Below are 18,369 nucleotides of genomic sequence, written 5' to 3'. Positions count from 1 at the left end.
GGTCTTACAGAACGTCCAGCAGCTCGACGTCGAATACCAGAACGCTGTGCGGCGGGATGCTGCCAACGCCTTGAGCGCCGTAAGCCAGTTCGCTCGGCACGTACAGACGCCATTTGCTGCCGGCGTTCATCAGTTGCAGGGCTTCGGTCCAGCCAGCGATCACGCCGCCAACCGGGAATTCTGCAGGCTGGCCACGCTCGTAGGAGCTGTCGAACACAGTGCCGTCGATCAGTGTGCCGTGGTAGTGAGTACGCACCTGGTCTTCACGGGTTGGCTTGGCGCCTTCGCCCTGAGTCAGCACTTCGAATTGCAGGCCGGAAGCCAGGGTGGTGATGCCGTCACGCTTGGCGTTTTCAGCCAGGAACGCCAGGCCTTCGCCTGCAGCGGCTTCAGCTTTGGCTGCGGCTTCGGCTTGCATGATTTCGCGGATAACCTTGAAGCTGGCGGACATTTCTTCCTGACCCACGCGGCTTGGCTTGCCGGCGAATGCGTCGGTCAGGCCAGCCAGGATCGCGTCCAGGCTAACACCTGGTGGCGGGTTGTCGCGCAGCTGGTCACCCAACTGACGGCCGATACCGTAGCTGACGCGGGTTTCGTCGGTGGACAGATTTACTTCGGACATGACACTGCTCCGCTGTGCGGACGGCCACAAGACTTGCCGTGCGTGCACAGCGCGTCCCGGCGCGCCCGGAACCAAAAGGGCGAGCAGACTAGCACAGATGTTCCGGCGATGGCGCGCAACGCCTACAGGGCGGAACGCCAGCCGAGCGGCACCTTCAGGCTTTCATCGATACTGCCCAGGCCGCACATTTCATCATGCACCGAAGTGTGTACAAGGTTGAACGGCAACTCCGGAAAGTTATGCAGCAAATCCCGCGCATGCTCCACCGAGCGCAATGTCAGCATCCCGCCCTTGAGATCACTCAACGGATACGCCGCCCCGTGCATCCGTGCTTCGAGCAGATAAATCCCGCCTTCCATGGAAATCAGGTTCAGCTCATCGACCTTCTTGGCGATGGCAAACGCATTCAGCTCTTGCAGGTTCATGAACGCACCTCACGCAGTGGCGAATCAGGACCTCTACAGGGATATGCCCGCGCGTAACAAAGCACAAGCCACAAACGACACCGCCCGTCTGTTTCGCAACAGACGGGCGGTGTTTTTGTGTTGCGAGGGGGATCGCTACGCGATCCAGCGGGAGCAAGCTCCCTCCCCACATGATCAGTGCTTGGTGACCTTGTCCAGGTAACCCATGGCGAACGCCGAGACCACGAAGGTCATGTGGATGATTACGTACCACATCAGGTGCTCGGGATCGACGTTCTTGGCATCCATGAAGATGCGCAGCAAGTGGATCGAGGAAATCGCCACGATCGAGGCGGCCACTTTCATCTTCAGCGACGAAGAGTCCATGGTGCCCAGCCAGCTGAGCTTTTCCTTGCCCTCGTCGATGTCCAGTTGCGAGACGAAGTTCTCATAGCCGGAAATCATCACCATTACCAGCAGACCACCAACCAGCGCCATGTCGATCAGCGACAGCAGCACCAGAATCAGATCCGACTCGGCCATCGCGAACACGTTGGGCAGGATATGAATGATTTCCTGGAAAAACTTCAGTGCCAGCGCCAACAGACCGAGGGACAGGCCGATATAGATCGGCGCCAACAGCCAGCGGGTGGCGTACATTGCATTTTCGATAAAGCGTTCCATTGAATCTCACACAGGGGGGACTGGAAATGGTGGCGAGTATACCAGCCCCCTGTGACAGCCAGAAACTGCCGGTAAATCCGCCACCTGCGCGTGTGGATGATTTTTTTCTGCTAGTGTCGAAACCATTGACAGCCCAGTGACTGCAGACAGGACGTGTGGAAATGGATGTGCGATTACCGATAACGACGGCCGGAATTTGCCTTGCTCTGTTGATCAGCGGTTGCTCGCCCGGCGACGAAAAACACGCCGCCAGCCTTGAAGAAAAAACGGCAAAGTTCGAACAGTCACTGGACGCCATCACCGACACCAAACTCAAAGACGCCGTCACCGAACTCGGCGGCTCACTGCTGTTGCTCGAACGCGCGCAAATCAAGCTCAACGACAATCCACCGCGCACCGAATACGGTGAAGACGCGCTCGCCGTGCTCAAGCACTACCCTGCCCCACAGACGCTGGTCGACACCTTCATCAACGGCCTGTTCGTGCTGCACAAGGACGCCAGCTCCGATTACCTCACCGATCTGCAACCGGTGTTCCCGTTCAACCTGAACATTCCCGGCGGTTTCCTGTTCCCCCATGGCGTGGAATGGCAGTCGGTGACGTTGAGCAACAAACGCGTGATCGCCTATCAGCCAGAATGGTCGGAAACCGATCCGGGCATTCAGCTCAGCCCCTCCAGCTCCAACGTCACCAACCCCGATGACCTGACCGTGACCTACCCGTTCATTGACGGACTGGACGTGGACAAGAAATCCCTGCCGCAACCGGTCAGCCTGCAAGGCCAGATCGAAGTCATCGCACCGCGCCGCTTGTACAGCTTCGACCTGACGCAAAAGGACGTCGGCCAGACCCGCAGCAATGACAACCTCAGCGTCAAACTGCTGAAGCTTGAAAGCAACTACGCCGAAGTCGAATTCAGCAACAACCTGCCACTGGCTGCGGAAGTCGCAGAGACGCAACTCAATCCGCTGATCGTCCAGGCCCGCGACAAGACCGGGCAATACCTGATACGCGCCGGCTCGATCAACGAGAGCCCGGAGCAAGTGGCCTTCTACGAAAAACAGCTGGCCTACCTGCAACAGCAGAAGAGCTGGAGCGATGCGCTGGAAAAGCAACTCACACAAGAGCAGCAGGCATTCGAGGAACAGCACCCGCGTCGCTACAACAAAGTCTATTTCAATGGCCCGATCGACACGCTGGAAGTCAGCGTGCTCGACTTCTCCTCGGCGACGGTGACGCGTAAAACGCTGGATCTGCCGATTCGCACGTTCAACCAGCACACCACGCAGAAAGCCATCCAGCCGCTGGACCTGCCGGTAACGGTCTACGACGATCTGGCAGCCAACTGGCTCAAGGGCGCGAGCCTGACCGAGGAACAGTTGAAGGCTGGCATTCGCATTCATCAATCCGTGGAAGAACCGAGCGCCGCGCGCATCGAGTTTTCCCATCGCCGTACGTTCAACGATGAATTGCTCGGCGATGACTTCAGCCCGGGGGTCAGTCCTGTCACGTTCTTCACCGAAAAACGCAGTGGCAAGCTCGATGAACCGATTGAATTGCCGCCCGAGGCGTATCAGGTCGATCCTCTGCGCGCGACGATCACTTACGACCTGAACCTGTTTCCGGAAACCCCGGCGATTGCCGTCGGCTCAATGCCGCTGTTTCTCGCCACGGTGGCCAAGCAGACTTATGACGCCAAATCCCTGCCCAAAGGCCTGGAGATCAAGAACAACCAACTGGTGGTGGACCTGAAACTGTTTCCGCCCAATGAGTGGCGCTTCTTCGTCAAGGACGACAGCGGCAACTACCTCAAGCAGATTCTCTCGGTCAGCCACGATGCGAGCGCTGAAGGCCCGGCCCTGTTTGGCGTGCATTATTTCTATGGCCGTCCGACCCACGTGGAAACCTATCAGCGAACCGACCTCGCCACCGTGCAATACGGCTTTGAGGTCAAACTCGACAAGGCGCATGTGCCTGATACTGCCCCTTGAACAGCAAGATCAAAAGACCGCAGCCAGCGGCAGCTCCTAAAGGGCGCGACCTCGGCCACCGTTGATCTGCCGCAACTGCGCTTGCAGGTGCAGGCTCCAGATCTGCGGATCGTCGGCCAGTTCATAGCCATGCAGAGTCAGGCTTTCGACGATGGTGTCGAGTATCGATTCGGCGGCGACCGGCCCATGAAACGGGCCTTGGGCCTTGATGGCGGAAGGTTGTTCACCGGCCATGCCGGCGGCAAAGAGTAGCGTCCACATGCCGTTATCGCCGGCCAACGGCTTGATGGCGCATTCGATTCGGGTCACAAGACCCAGGCATTGACGGGTGAGGCAGAGGTTGCGCGACATGGCGGCGACCCTCGGTGAAGCCGGTATTCAGCCCCCACGGGAGGACTGGCTCGATCCAGTGATACTGTCGATATCCTTGAGCTGAGAATAGAAGAAAAGTTCGCCGCGCAAGCCGAATGAAACCAGAAGGCGCCGAATGGTCATTGTGTGAATATTGGCGCCAGAGTAGTGGCGAATTTTCGATGGATTCACACAAGACAAATGTGGGAGCGAGCCTGCTCGCGAATGCGTAGTGTCAGGCAACTAATTCGTCGTCTGATACAGCGCTTTCGCGAGCAGGCTCGCTCCCACAGTTTTAGACCGCGTTTAGGTTCAGGCCGGTTTGGCTTCGGCCAGCGCTTCCTGGGCCAACTCCTTCTCGGCCTCTTTAAGGTCTTCTTCGCTGATCATCTCGGCGATGTCACGCAAGCGCTCGACCACCCGGGCGTTGATGCTGCCTTCCGGAAATTCACCATCGGCATTCGGCTCACCGGCCGGCTCGCCCACCAGCAGGCTCAACGCCTCGTCGGCCTGACGCACCGCGTACACGTGGAACTGCCCGGCACGCACCGCCGCCAACACTTTCTCATCAAGCATCAGCGTGGCCACGTTGGCCTGCGGAATGATGGCGCCCTGCTCGCCGGTCAACCCGCGCGCTTCACAGAGACGGAAGAAGCCTTCGATCTTCTCGTTGACCCCGCCCACCGCTTGCACTTCACCGAACTGATTGATCGAGCCGGTGATCGCGAAGCACTGCTTGAGCGGGGTTTTCGACAGCGCCGAAATCAGCGTGCACGCCTCGCCCAGCGACGCACTGTCGCCATCGACGTAACCGTACGACTGCTCCAGCGCGATGCTCGCGGAAATCGCCAGCGGGAATTCCTGGGCATAACGGCTGCCCAGATACCCGGTGAGGATCATCACGCCTTTGGAGTGAATCGGCTGACCGAGGTTGACCTCACGCTCGATGTCGACAATGCCGCTGCCACCCGGGTACACCGTGGCGGAAATCCGCGCCGGCACACCGAACGCCGAGTCGCCGACTTCAAGCACGGTGAGACCGTTGCACTTGCCGACTGCCGCGCCATCGGTGTCGATCAGGATAATCCCGGCGAGCATGTCGTCGAGAATCCGCGCCGACACTCGACCAGTCCGTGTGGCTTTGGCTTTCAGCGCACGTTCGATATGCCCGGCGTCGGTCATTTCATCGCCGGCCAGATGCCGGATGAAATCCGCTTCGCTGACCAGTTGAAACAGATCACCGATGCGCGCCGACAAGCGCCCCTGATGCTCGGCCAGTCGTGCGCTGTAGGTCGCCAGACGCGCCACCGCATCGGCGGTCAGCGGCGCCATGCCTTCTTCCGACGTGCGGGTTTTCAACAACTGGGCGAACTGTTCCAGGCTCTCGTCGACCATCGGGATGTCTTCGTCGAAGTCGACCAGAACGCGGAACATCTCCTGGAAGTCCGGATCGAGGTCTTGCAGCGTGTAGTACAGCGACCGCGCACCGATGATGATGACTTTGACCTGCAACGGAATGTGCTGCGGGTTGAGGGTCACGGTGGCGAAACGGCCCATCTCGCCCAGCGGCGATTCCATTTTCAGCTTGCGCGATTGCAGGGCGCGTTTCAGCGCATCCCACACGAACGGCTCACTGAGCATTTTCTCCGCTTCAAGGATCAGGAAACCGCCGTTGGCGCGGTGCAAGGCACCCGGGCGCAACTGACGATACGTGGTGTAGAGCGCGCCCTGATCGGTGGTGTATTCGATGCGACCGAAGAGGTTTTCGTAAGTCGGGTGCGGCTCGAAAACGACCGGCGCCCCGCCGCTGGACGGATGACCGACCACCAGGCTTGGCGCGTATTGCTCTTCCAGCAGCTTGCGCGCGACGGCGTCGGTCTTGCTGTCGTCGACCAGTTGCTCGACCACGGTTTTCAGCAGATACACCTGCATCGCTTGCAGGTAACCGCACACCGCAGCGTTTTCCGCGTACTTCTCCGACAACGGCGACAGCAGCGGCTGCAAGGCCAGGGTGATGGTCTCTTCGTTAAGCGAACGCAGTTGATTGTTCGACTCGCGCTTCCACTGCGGCAGGCTGGCGAGTTCTTCGTTCAGGCGCTCTTCGAGGCCGGAAATGTCATCGTGAAAGCGTTCACGATCGGCTTCCGGCAACTGGGCGAATTCGGCTTCGTCCAGCGCTTTGCCGTCGAGCATCGGTGTGAAGGCGATGTTGCTGCTGTCGCGATACAGGGCGACGTCTTTTTCCAGGGCCAGACGCTCGATGATGTCGAGGGCTTTGTCGTAGCGCTGGTTGAAGGCGCGGTCGATGGCACTTTTCTTTTGCTGGTAGGACGGGTGCTCGAACACTGCCGGAAACGTCGCCAGCAGGTTGTCGATCAAACCGTTGATGTCACCGATGAAGGCGCCGGCAGTGCCTGACGGCAACTCCAGGGCGCGGGGTTCGCGCGGCTCATCGAAATTGTTGACGTAGACCCAGTCCGCCGGGGTCTGCAGGCGTTTGCCTTCGGCCTTCAGGTAGCGTTTGACGAACGAGAAACGGCCGGTGCCGGGCTCGCCCATGACGAATACGTTGTAACCGGGGCGTGGCATGGCCACACCGAACTGCAAGGCTTCGACCGCACGTTCCTGGCCGAGCACACCGCGAAAGGGCTCCAGATCATTGGTGGTAGTGAAGCTGAACTGTTCAGCGGAAAACGGACGGGTCAGCGCTTCAGGCGCGAGACGCAAGCTGGCAGCAACAGGATCAGGCATCGGGCTTCCTTAACAATCAGGCGGGGCGGATAGCGGCATTCTGGCGCTGCCCATGCCCCACTGGCAAGGCGCGCCACACGACAAAGCATAGACAACCAGCAGCCCATGTCCCGGCGCCCATGAAATCGGGGTTATCGCCAAATCTTTTGTAAAAACTCACGGAACCCCAGGAACGTGCCTAAACTCCAAACTGCGCGGCTGGAACTAATACTGGCCCACTGGCACCGTCAGGTGTCAGAACCCTGTCCATTGGTATGCACACAAAGAGAACAAAGATATGAAACGGATTCTTCTCGGTACTCTCTTCACCGCTGTATCCATCAACGCAATGGCGCAAGCTCCGGGCGGCCCGGATTGCGGTTGGGGCAACATGCTGTTCGAAGGTCAGCGTGGCACCCCGGCGCACTTCCTCGCTTCCACCACCAACGGTACTTCCGGTAACGCCACCTTCGGGATGACGTCCGGCACCAACGGCTGCTCGACCAACGCATCGCTGACCTACGGCGGCAAATCCTGGTTTGCCATGAATGGCATGATGAACGAGCTGTCCGAAGACATGGCCAAAGGCAACGGCGAAGCGCTGACGACTTATGCCGTGGTACTGGGCGTGGCACCGGAAGACCGTGCGCACTTCGCTGCTGTGACTCACGAGCACTTCCAGCAGATCTTCAGCAAGGCTGACGTGACCGCTGAAGACGTGCATACCAACACCCTGGCCGTACTGAAATCGGACCCACGTCTGGCCAAGTACGCAACTCAGGCTTAAGCTCGACCCCACCCGCTTCCTTCGGGAGGCGGGTTTTGTTTTTTTGGCCCGCCCTCTCTGGGTCTTCATTTCTTTCCTGTTCAAGTTGCCGACTATGCTCAAACGCCTTGCCTGGCTGGCGCTCTGTGTCTGCGCCCCGCTGTCCGCCGCGCCCCACATCGACCCTCAACGTTTGCAGCAACTGGCCAACGACCGCTTCTGGATTTCCCTCGGTCACTACGAAACCGCCAAGCTTGGCGGCTGGCGCAGCTATGTCAGCGACAAGAAATTCTTTCTGGCGCCCGATGGCAATGAACATCCCGACCGCGAACTGGCCGCCACCGTGCAAGCGCTGTACGCCCCGGCGAGCCTCGGCGAGCAACATGCGCAATGTGTTTATCCGGCCCGCACCCGCTGGTTGAAGGCACAGCTCAATCTCAGCGATCTGCCGACACCCGAGTGCGCCGAATACAAGAAATGGTTCAAGGACGTCTCGCCGCACAGCGCGGTGATGATCTTTCCGGCAGCCTATCTGAATAGCCCGTCATCGATGTTCGGCCACACCCTGCTGCGCATCGATCAGGCCGATGTGCAGGCCGACAAGACGTCGCTGCTCAGTTACGCGATCAACTTCGGCGCCTACATCGAAGGCTCGGACAACAGCATTCTTTACGCCTGGAAAGGTTTGATGGGCGGCTATCCCGGGTTGTTCGCGCTGGTGCCGTATCAGGAAAAACTCTCGGAATACCGCAGCCTGGAAAACCGCGACCTGTGGGAATACCGGCTCAACCTGACCCAGGAAGAAACCGCGCGCATGGTCGAGCATGTGTGGGAGCTGAAGCAGATCCAGTTCGACTACTTCTTCTTCGACGAAAACTGCTCGTATCGCCTGCTTGAGCTGCTACAGGTGGCACGGCCGAGCTTGCGCCTGACCGAACAATTCCCGCTGACCGCCATTCCCACCGACACCGTCAAAGCGGTGAAGGAAGCCGGGTTGGTGGAAAATATCGAATACCGCCCGTCCCGCGAGCGCGAATTGCTCAGCCGTGCCGAGCCTTTGAACAGTGACGAACAGCAATGGGTGCTGAACGTCAGCGCCGATCAGCAGCAGTTGCAGGATCCGGCGTTCAAAGCCCTGCCCCGTGACCGGCAAGCGTTGATCATCGACGCGGCGTATCGTCTGGAGCGCTACCGCGCCAACGGCCAGGAACGCGATCCACAACGGGCGCAGCGCAGTTTCGAACTGCTGCGAGCGATCAACAAGAACCCGGCGCCGGAGCTGGAGATTCCGCAACCGGGCTTGCCCGAAGACGGCCACGAATCGCGCACCTGGCAGGCCGGTCTCGGCACCCGTGGCGACCGCGCGTTCGGTGAGTACGGCTTGCGCATGGCCTATCACGATCTCAACGACAACGCCGAAAGTTTTCCGCTCGGCGCGCAGATCGAGATCCTGCAGATGAAACTGCGCCAGTACGAAGGCAATCACTGGCAGTTGCAGCAACTGGATCTGGCGACGATTCGTTCGCTGACGCCGCGCAATGAGCTACTGCAGCCGCTGTCATGGCAGGTCACGGGTGGCCTTGAGCGGGTTCCGGGCAAGCATGATGACGAAACGCTGGTCAGCCATGTGAATGGCGGCGGTGGCGGTACTTGGGCGTTGGCTGATGACGTATTGGGTTTTGCCCTCGGCACCGTGCGCGTTGAACACAACAATGATTTCGCCGAGTTCGTCTCCCCGGCCGGCGGTTTCAATACCGGCGTGCTGTGGAAAAACCCGCTGGGCAATCTCAGCCTGGAAGCCAAGGGCGATTACTTCTTCAATGGCGAAGTGCGCCGTAGCCTGAGTTTGAATCAGCAGTGGGAGTTGTCGCGCAACCTCGGCTTGCGCCTGAGTGCGCAGCGCGAGTTCAGCCACCTCGCGACGCCGGAAACAGAGGTCATGCTCGAAGTGAAGTGGTATCACTATTAAAAGATCGCAGCCTTCGGCAGTTCCTACATTTGGAATGTGTTTCACCTCTAGGAGCTGCCGCAGGCTGCGATTTTTTGATCTTTCTTTCACACCCCACCAACGAATCCCCTTCTAGACTTTCCCCGTAAGCCGGACAACCGGCGCGGGAGAGTGCGATGTGGCGGTGTGCGGGGTTGTTGGGTGTTGTGCTGTTACTGGGCGGTTGCCAGACCACCCACGAAGATCTGATCGCCAAGGGTTATCCACCGGCCTTTGCCGACGGCTTCGATGACGGTTGTATCAGTGGCCGCCAGGCCGCCGGTTCGATCAGCGGCGAGTTTCGCAAGAACGTGCCGCGCTACCTCAAGGACAAGCAATACGCCGAAGGCTGGACCGACGGCTTTCGCCAGTGTCAGGCGATGCTGGAAAACAAGGATCGCGAACAGTATCGCAACGAACATTGGGACGAACGCGAACGCGCCTGGCAGCAGCAGAAAGATCAGGACGCCGGGCGGGCGTATCGCTCGCCATAGGTCGTTTCCAGACATCCAGTGAAACCAAATGCCTGCAAGCATGGCCCAAACCTCATACGAGGAGGACACCATGAGTCGCGCATTCGTCAACGAAGACAACGCCGCCGCGCAAGCCGATCAGCCGGTCGAACGACAGGTCAGCACGCAGCCCAATTACGTCACGCCGCAAGGGCTGGCGCAGTTGCAGGCGAAAGTCGCCGATCTGCAAACCCTGCATGCCGAACAATCGGCCAAGGGTGAGCAGGCCGACAAGCAGCGTCTGGCCGATCTGCAAAGGGATTTGCGTTATTTCAATCAACGCCTGAGTAGCGCACAAGTGGCGGTTGCCGCGACCTCCACCGACAAAGTGCAGATCGGCAGTTGGGTGACCTACGCCGACGAACACGATACCGAACGCCGGGTGCAACTGGTCGGCGAAGATCAGGCCGATGCCGGCAAAGGCCTGATCAATTGGGCTTCACCCTTGGGCCGGGCGCTGCTCGGCGCCCGACTCAACGACGAGGTGCTGTGGCAGCGCCCCGCCGGCGATCAAATGATCGAAGTGATCCGCATCGAACCGGCTTAAACCACGCCCTGCGCCAGCATCGCGTCGGCGACTTTGACGAAGCCGGCGATGTTCGCGCCTTTGACGTAGTTGATCCGCCCGTTCTCTTCGCCGTAATGCACGCAAGCGTGGTGGATCGACTGCATGATCGCGTGCAACTTGCTGTCAACCTCACCCGCTGTCCACAGCAGGCGCATGGCGTTCTGCGACATCTCCAGACCGCTCACCGCCACGCCGCCAGCGTTGGACGCTTTGCCCGGCGCAAACAGAATGCCGGCCTCGATAAAGATATCCACAGCGGCAAGCGTAGTCGGCATGTTCGCGCCTTCGGCCACGCACACACAGCCATTGCGCAGTAGCGTGCGCGCGGCTTCCGCGTCGAGTTCGTTCTGCGTGGCGCACGGCAGCGCGATGTCGCACGGCAACGACCACGGCAACTGACCGGCACGGAATTCCAGGCCGAATGCCGCCGCCAATTCACTGATGCGTCCGCGTTTGACGTTTTTCAGTTCCAGCAGCGCCAGCCACTGTTCTTCGCTCAAACCGGTCTCGCAGTACAGCGTGCCTTCGGAGTCGGACAGCGAAATCACTTTGCCGCCCAGGTCCATGACCTTGCGTGCTGCGTATTGCGCGACGTTGCCGGAACCGGAAATCGCCACGCGCTGGCCTTCGACGCTCAGTTCGCGGCGCTTGAGCATTTCTTCGGCGAAGTAGACGCAGCCGAAACCGGTGGCTTCCGGACGAATCAGGCTACCGCCGTAGGTCATGCCTTTGCCGGTCAGCACACTGGTGAACTGGTTGCTCAGGCGCTTGTACTGGCCAAACAGGAAACCGATCTCGCGCGCGCCGACGCCGATGTCACCGGCCGGCACGTCAACGTCAGCGCCGATGTGGCGATACAACTCGCTCATGAACGCCTGACAGAAACGCATGACTTCAGCGTCGCTCTTGCCCTTCGGATCGAAGTCCGAGCCGCCCTTGCCGCCGCCCATGGGCAGCGAGGTCAGCGAGTTCTTGAAGGTCTGTTCGAAGGCGAGGAATTTCAGCACGCCCATGTTCACCGAAGGATGGAAACGCAAGCCGCCCTTGTACGGGCCGATGGCGCTGTTCATCTGGATGCGGAACCCGCGATTGACCTGGACCTTGCCCTGATCGTCGACCCACGACACGCGAAATACCACCGCACGCTCCGGCTCGCACATACGCTCCAGAATCCCCGAGGTCAGGTAATGCGGATTGGCTTCGAGAAACGGCCACAGACTGCGCAGGACTTCTTCGACGGCCTGGTGGAATTCGGGTTGATCCGGGTCGCGTTTTTTCAGGCGAGCGAGGAAGGATTCGACGGATTCGATCATGGGAAAAGTCTCGGCAAATTTATTGTCGTTGGAGGAGATTGGGCCGGACTGTAACAAACGGATCGCGCACAGGAACAGAGCAAAATGTCGCAGTTATGAAATTAAATGGTGCACAGGATATAAATCAGAGGCGTTTTTGGCATTTTTTGCCCCCTAATGGTGAGGTCAGATATTAGGTTTGCACCAACAGTGAAACCGCCATCGCTGGCAAGCCAGCTCCCACAGTGTCAGAGGTGATTACATATTCCATGCATGACAAAAATCCTGTGGGAGCTGGCTTGCCAGCGATGAATCCAACTCGGTATCCCTGAAAAACCAGGCAAAAAAAACGGAGCCCGAAGGCTCCGCTCTTATGTAACCAACCCGAATCAGGCCAGTTTCTTGTGACGTACCCGGTGTGGCTGGGCAGCCGCTTCGCCGAGACGCTTCTTACGATCGGCTTCGTACTCGGTGTAGTTACCTTCGAAGAACACCGCTTGCGAGTCGTCTTCGTACGCCAGGATGTGTGTCGCCACACGGTCCAGGAACCAGCGATCGTGAGAGATCACAATGGCGGCGCCCGGGAAGTCCAGCAGGGCTTCTTCCAGGGAACGCAGGGTTTCAACGTCGAGGTCGTTGGACGGTTCGTCGAGCAGCAGGACGTTGCCGCCCTCCTTCAGGGTCAGCGCCAGGTGCAGACGACCGCGTTCACCACCGGACAGGTCCTTGACGAACTTCTGCTGATCGCCGCCCTTGAAGTTGAAGCGGCCGACATAGGTGCGCGACGGGATCTCGTAGTTGCCGATGCGGATCTGGTCGGAACCGTCGGAAATCTGCTGGAACACAGTCTTGCTGCCGTCCAGATCTTCGCGGCTCTGATCGACGCAGGCCAGTTGCACGGTTTCGCCGACTTCGATGCTGCCCGAATCCGGCGTTTCCTTGCCCATCAGCATGCGGAACAGGGTCGACTTACCGGCACCGTTACCGCCGATCACGCCGACGATGGCGCCTTTCGGCATGGAGAACGACAGGTTGTCGATCAGCACGCGATCGCCGTAGCCCTTGGTGACGTTCTTGAATTCGATGACCTTGTCGCCCAGGCGCGGACCGGCCGGGATGTAGATCTCGTTGGTTTCCGAACGCTTCTGGAATTCCTGCGATTGCATTTCTTCGAAGCGTTGCAGACGTGCCTTGGATTTCGACTGGCGGGCTTTCGCGCCTTTGCGCACCCACTCCAGTTCTTCCTTCATGGCTTTTTCGTGAGCCGACTGCTGCTTGGATTCGGCGGCCAGACGATCGGACTTGGCTTCAAGCCAACCCGAGTAGTTGCCTTCGTACGGAATGCCCGCGCCGCGGTCGAGCTCGAGAATCCAGCCAGCGACGTTATCGAGGAAGTAACGGTCGTGCGTGATCGCTACCACAGTGCCCGGGAAGTCGTGCAGGAAGTGCTCCAGCCACGCCACCGAATCGGCGTCCAAGTGGTTAGTCGGTTCGTCGAGCAGCAGCATGTCCGGGGCGGACAGCAGCAAACGGCACAGGGCCACACGGCGCTTTTCACCACCGGACAGGTGTTCGACCTTGGCGTCCCAGGCCGGCAGACGCAGCGCATCGGCGGCGACTTCAAGTTGGCGCTCAAGGTTGTGACCATCGCTGGCCTGCAGGATCGCTTCGAGTTTGGCTTGCTCGGCGGCCAGCTTGTCGAAGTCGGCATCAGGATCGGCGTAAGCGGCGTAAACCTCATCCAGACGCGCTTGCGCATCCTTGATCACGCTGACGGCTTCCTCGACCACTTCACGCACGGTCTTGGTCGGATCAAGTTGTGGCTCTTGCGGCAGATAACCGATGTTCAGGTCCGGCATCGGACGGGCTTCGCCCTCGAACTCGGTGTCGACGCCAGCCATGATTTTCAGCAGCGTGGACTTACCCGAACCGTTGAGGCCGAGCACGCCGATCTTGGCGCCAGGGAAGAAGGACAGCGAAATGTTTTTGAGAATTTCCCGCTTCGGCGGAACAACTTTGCCCAGCCGATGCATGGTGAAGACGTATTGAGCCATGGAGAACCTTGGGTCAGTGACAGATGAATGATTGCAGCGCAGGCGAAGCCCGGCCAGACCATGCGCGTCGTTCACTTGATGGTTATCAATGCGTGCGCGCTGAAAAAGTCTGAGTCTAGGAGCTGGACCAGACGCTGTTAAAACGTAACGAGCGAAGGAAAGACAAGGCGAAAACAGGCGAGGACGCGGAGTTTACGGGTTGTAAATGAGCAGTCCGAGCCTGTTTTCAACGCAGTATTTCCGAGCGCAGTAGTTTTAACAGTGTCTGGGCTCCCGCGTAACCGGCAAAGCTACCTTAATGACCGGTGGCAGTCCAGCCGCGCGGGGCTGGCACTTAGCCACGACTCAAGGCATGCTAGCCGCCCTTTGGGCGTCCGGCTTATAGTGCACGTCGCGCCAGTCCAGCCAAATCGCAGGATCACAGCTTGTCCAATGTCACTCCGCCAGCTTCTGTGAGCAGCACCCCACCGGCGCCCGGCTCGTCCCTGCGCGGTACATTAAAGGGTGCGCTGGCGACACTCGTGCTTTTATTGCTCGCGTTGCTGTTCTGGCAACTGCTCGATCAACTGCGCGAAACCCAGAAAAACCAGCGTCAGTACACCATCGATTACACCGCCGACCTCGCCTCGCAGGTCAGCCTGAACATGGCGCTGAACGCGCAAATCGCCCTCAATCTGCTACCGATCGTCGAACAGCCGCAATCAGCCGACGAACAGCAGGCGCTGCTGCGCAAGCTTCAGCAATCGCTGCCCGATCTGCGCAGCCTGGCATTGCTCAGCCCCTCCGGGCGGATCATCAACGACAGCGCCGCCGACAGCCACGACGCCGAGTACCTCACCGAACTGGTGCGCCGCAGCCGCGCGCAGGCGCATTACTTCAGCAACGCCGACGACGGTTCTGTGGTGCATCTGTTATTGCATCAGGCCAGCGGCAGCACGCGCGGTTATTGGGCCTTGCGCCTGACTCCGACGTTCTTCGACTCGCTGACCAAACAGGGCGAAACCGGCATCCGCCCGCTGTGGCTGGTGGAAAACCGCCTCAATCATCAGATCATCAGCCGCGACGAAGCGCAGCCTTCGGCCAGGCCTGGCGTCTTGAGTCCGGACGACATGGCCAACACGGTGTTGACCGTGCCGCTGAGCAGCAGCGACTGGCAGTTGCGTGGTCTGTTCGACCGCCAGCGCGTGCTCGAAGAACTGCTGCCGGCGTTTATCGGCAAATGCCTGTTGGGCCTGGCGTTCTCGATGCTGCCGGTAATTGCGCTGTTAAACATGCGCCGGCGTCAGCGCCAGTTGCACGAAGGTCGCCGACGTTATCAGGACATTTTCGAAGGCACCGGCGTGGCCCTGTGTGTGCTGGACCTGTCCGGCCTCAAGCAGGTGTTCGACAAGGCGCAGATCCAGACCAGCGACCAGCTCAAGGCCTGGCTCGACCAACCGGCGCAACGCCAGCAACTCTTGCAGGAATTGCGCGTCACCGAGGTCAACCAGGTCGCGCTGCAACTGCTCAATGTCAATTCCTGCGAGCATGCCTGGCAACTGTTGATCGACGGCCATCCACACCGCCAGTGCGCCATCGGCAATCAAGTGCTCGATGCCGTGCTGCAGCAACAAAAGCAGCTGGAACTGGAAATCAAACTGCCGGACATCAATGGCCGCGACCAGCACCTGTGGATGGTGTTGCGCCTGCCGACCGAGCAGCACGACTACAAAGCGGTGATCCTCAGCATCAACGACATCACCAGCCGCAAGCTGATCGAACTGTCGCTGCTCGAACGCGAAGGTTTCTGGTCGGACGTGGTGCGCACCGTGCCGGATCACCTGTATGTGCAGGACGTGATCAGCCAGCGGATGATTTTCAGCAACCACCACCTCGGTCAGACCCTCGGCTACAACCGCACCGAACTGCACCAGATGGGCGAGTATTTCTGGGAAATCCTCCTGCACCCGGAGGATGCCGACTACTACCATCGCTCGCGGCAGATGCAGCGCCACGCCGGCTACAGTCAGTTGCTCCAGTGCCAATTGCGTTTCCGCCATCGCGACGGCAAATGGCGGCGTTTCGATATTCGCGAACAGGCGCTGGCCCGCGACAAACACGATCAGGTCACGCGAATCATCGGCGTGGCCAAGGACATCACCGAACAGATCGAAGCCAGCGAATCCTTGCGTGACAGCGAGCAGCGCTACCGCATGCTCGCCGAAAGCATCAGCGACGTGATTTTCTCCACCGACAGCAAGCTCTCGCTGAACTATGTCAGCCCGTCGGTGCAGGCCGTGCTGGGTTACGACGCCGAGTGGATTTTCCAGAACGGCTGGCAATCGACCATCGCCAACCCGCAGCAACTGAGTGGCATCTATACGCTGATGGACCGGGTCAGCAAGGCGCTGGACAAACCCGAGCAACTGGCGGTGTTGCGCAATCAGGTGCAGACGCAGTTGTTCCTGTTCGACTGCCTGCGCGCCGATGGCCGCAAGATCCCGATCGAGCTGCGTCTGGTGCTGGTGTGGGACGAGCATGGCGCGTTCGAAGGCGTGCTCGGTGTCGGTCGCGATATCAGCCAGCAGCGCCGCGCCGAGAAAGACCTGCGCATGGCTGCCACGGTATTCGAACACTCGACGTCGGCGATCCTGATCACCGACCCGGCCGGTTACATCGTTCAGGCCAACGAAGCTTTCAGTCGTGTCAGCGGTTACGCAGTGAGCGAAGTGCTCGACCAGTTGCCGAACATGCTCACCGTTGATGAGCAACAGGACGCCCACCTGCGCTACGTGCTTAAACAACTGCATCAGCACAGCACCTGGGAAGGCGAAGTCTGGCTCAAGCGTCGTAATGGCGAGCATTACCCGGCGTGGGTCGGCATCACCGCCGTGCTCGATGACGAAGGCGATCTGGCCAGTTACGTGTGTTTCTTCAGTGACATCAGCGAGCGCAAGGCCAGCGAGCAGCGGATTCACCGCCTCGCCTACTACGACGCCCTGACTCATCTGCCGAACCGCACGCTGTTTCAGGATCGTCTGCACACCGCGCTGCAATCGGCCGAGCGGCAGAAGTCATGGGTGGTGCTGATGTTCCTCGACCTCGACCGTTTCAAACCGATCAACGACTCCCTCGGCCACGCCGCCGGCGACCGCATGCTGAAAGACATGGCCACGCGCCTGTTGGCCTGCGTCGACGATGACGACACCGTGGCGCGCATGGGCGGCGACGAGTTCACCTTGCTGCTGCAACACCGCTCCAGCCGCGAGCTGGCGCTGAACCGGGCGATTCATGTGGCCGAACAGATCCTCGGCAGCCTCGTCCGGCCGTTCGTGCTTGAAGGGCGCGAGTTCTTCGTCACCGCCAGTATCGGCATCGCCCTGAGCCCGCAGGACGGCAACGAACTCAGCCAGTTGATGAAAAACGCTGATACGGCGATGTACCACGCCAAAGAACGCGGCAAGAACAACTTCCAGTTCTATCAGGCCGACATGAACGCCAGTGCGCTGGAGCGTCTGGAGCTGGAAAGCGACCTGCGCCATGCCCTGGAACAAAACGAATTCGTCCTGTATTACCAACCGCAATTCAGCGGCGACGGCAAACGCCTGACCGGCGCCGAAGCGCTGTTGCGCTGGCGCCATCCGCGCCGTGGACTGGTGCCGCCGGGGGATTTCATTCCGGTGCTGGAAGAGCTGGGTCTGGTGGTGGACGTCGGCGACTGGGTGATCAGCGAGGCGTGCCGTCAGTTGAAGACCTGGCACCAGAATCGTGTACGCGTGCCGAAGGTGTCGGTGAACATCTCCGCGCGACAGTTCTCCGATGGCCAGCTCGGCACGCGGATCGCCACGATCCTGCGCGAAACCGGCCTGCCGCCGGCGTGTCTGGAGCTGGAGCTGACCGAAAGTATCCTGATGCGCGAAGTCAGCGAAGCGATGCAGATTCTCGCCGGGCTGAAAAACCTTGGCCTGAGCATCGCGGTCGACGACTTCGGCACCGGTTACTCATCGCTGAACTACCTCAAACAATTCCCGATCGACGTGCTGAAAATCGACCGCACCTTTGTCGATGGCCTGCCGTCCGGTGAGCAGGACGCGCAGATCGCCCGCGCAATCATCGCCATGGCGCACAGCCTGAATCTGGCGGTGATTGCCGAGGGTGTGGAAACCCACGAACAGCTGGACTTCCTGCGCGAGCATGGTTGCGATGAGGTTCAGGGGTATCTGTTCGGGCGGCCGATGCCGGCGGGGCGGTTTGAGGCGCAGTTCAGTAATGACGCGCTGTTCATGTTCGACTGAAAGCCTGTTGAGAGGCCGAAAAGATCGCAGCCTTCGGCAGCTCCTACAGGAATTGATATCGGTCACAATATGCGGGATCAGCTCCGATTACTGTAGGAGCTGCCGAAGGCTGCGATCTTTTCAGGCCGGTAAAA

At 59.8% G+C, this 18,369-nt stretch carries 13 protein-coding genes; 6 read left to right on the top strand and 7 right to left on the bottom strand.

The features are described from left to right. Positions 1-4 precede the first annotated feature (4 nt). From QZR14_RS08455 to QZR14_RS08445, 3 genes are all read right to left on the bottom strand, one after another. Entirely contained in the window at positions 5-622 is a 618-nt protein-coding gene (locus QZR14_RS08455) for an FKBP-type peptidyl-prolyl cis-trans isomerase (protein ID WP_039761705.1), read from the bottom strand. A gap of 122 nt (positions 623-744) precedes the next feature. Next, complete coding sequence (locus QZR14_RS08450; protein ID WP_311996313.1) at positions 745-1,047, bottom strand: DUF6482 family protein; 303 nt, start codon at positions 1,045-1,047, stop codon at positions 745-747. A 174-nt stretch (positions 1,048-1,221) separates the two neighbouring features. Next, complete coding sequence (locus QZR14_RS08445) at positions 1,222-1,710, bottom strand: TIGR00645 family protein (protein ID WP_016773116.1); 489 nt, start codon at positions 1,708-1,710, stop codon at positions 1,222-1,224. Positions 1,711-1,871: 161 nt separating this feature from the next. On the opposite strand from QZR14_RS08445, the gene QZR14_RS08440 reads away from it, so the two are divergent. Next, positions 1,872-3,701 carry a hypothetical protein gene (locus QZR14_RS08440; protein WP_311996312.1) on the top strand — a complete coding sequence of 610 codons (1,830 nt, stop codon included), beginning with the start codon at positions 1,872-1,874 and terminating at the stop codon, positions 3,699-3,701. 36 nt (positions 3,702-3,737) lie between these two features. On the opposite strand, the gene QZR14_RS08435 is transcribed toward QZR14_RS08440, so the two are convergent. Both QZR14_RS08435 and QZR14_RS08430 read right to left on the bottom strand, forming a co-directional pair. Next, positions 3,738-4,052 (bottom strand): PA4575 family protein, encoded by a 315-nt coding sequence (locus QZR14_RS08435; RefSeq protein ID WP_007909799.1) that lies wholly within the window; start codon positions 4,050-4,052, stop codon positions 3,738-3,740. Between the two features lie 312 nt (positions 4,053-4,364). Continuing rightward, on the bottom strand, positions 4,365-6,803 hold the full coding sequence (locus tag QZR14_RS08430) for a Lon protease family protein (protein WP_095048709.1): 2,439 nt from the start codon (positions 6,801-6,803) through the stop codon (positions 4,365-4,367). 277 nt (positions 6,804-7,080) lie between these two features. Between QZR14_RS08430 and QZR14_RS08425 the strand changes: the two genes are divergently transcribed. From QZR14_RS08425 to QZR14_RS08410, 4 genes are all read left to right on the top strand, one after another. Then, a complete protein-coding gene (locus tag QZR14_RS08425; RefSeq protein ID WP_007909797.1) occupies positions 7,081-7,569 on the top strand; it encodes a DUF3015 domain-containing protein in 489 nt (162 codons plus the stop codon). A 94-nt stretch (positions 7,570-7,663) separates the two neighbouring features. Further along, the gene (locus QZR14_RS08420; RefSeq protein ID WP_311996311.1) at positions 7,664-9,517 is read left to right on the top strand and encodes an Lnb N-terminal periplasmic domain-containing protein; all 1,854 of its coding nucleotides are present in this window, start codon (positions 7,664-7,666) and stop codon (positions 9,515-9,517) included. A 155-nt stretch (positions 9,518-9,672) separates the two neighbouring features. Beyond that, positions 9,673-10,029 carry a hypothetical protein gene (locus QZR14_RS08415; RefSeq protein WP_034153839.1) on the top strand — a complete coding sequence of 119 codons (357 nt, stop codon included), beginning with the start codon at positions 9,673-9,675 and terminating at the stop codon, positions 10,027-10,029. Positions 10,030-10,099: 70 nt separating this feature from the next. Next, entirely contained in the window at positions 10,100-10,594 is a 495-nt protein-coding gene (locus QZR14_RS08410) for a GreA/GreB family elongation factor (RefSeq protein ID WP_250607170.1), read from the top strand. Here the strand turns inward: QZR14_RS08410 and gdhA are convergent. Together gdhA and ettA are read right to left on the bottom strand one after the other, a co-directional pair. Then, complete coding sequence (gene gdhA, locus QZR14_RS08405) at positions 10,591-11,928, bottom strand: NADP-specific glutamate dehydrogenase (RefSeq protein WP_311996310.1); 1,338 nt, start codon at positions 11,926-11,928, stop codon at positions 10,591-10,593. The genes QZR14_RS08410 and gdhA overlap by 4 nt on opposite strands. 368 nt (positions 11,929-12,296) lie before the next feature. Next, positions 12,297-13,961: an energy-dependent translational throttle protein EttA gene (gene ettA / locus QZR14_RS08400; protein WP_025108770.1), complete on the bottom strand. Its 1,665-nt coding sequence runs from the start codon at positions 13,959-13,961 to the stop codon at positions 12,297-12,299. A 425-nt stretch (positions 13,962-14,386) separates the two neighbouring features. Between ettA and morA the strand changes: the two genes are divergently transcribed. Next, positions 14,387-18,235, top strand: coding sequence for a cyclic di-GMP receptor MorA (gene morA / locus QZR14_RS08395; protein ID WP_250607172.1), 3,849 nt, complete (start codon positions 14,387-14,389; stop codon positions 18,233-18,235). Positions 18,236-18,369: the final 134 nt, after the last annotated feature.

The organism is Pseudomonas sp. rhizo66 (assembly GCF_031931925.1).
GTDB lineage: Bacteria > Pseudomonadota > Gammaproteobacteria > Pseudomonadales > Pseudomonadaceae > Aquipseudomonas.
This window is presented reverse-complemented; position numbering and strand designations above follow the sequence as displayed.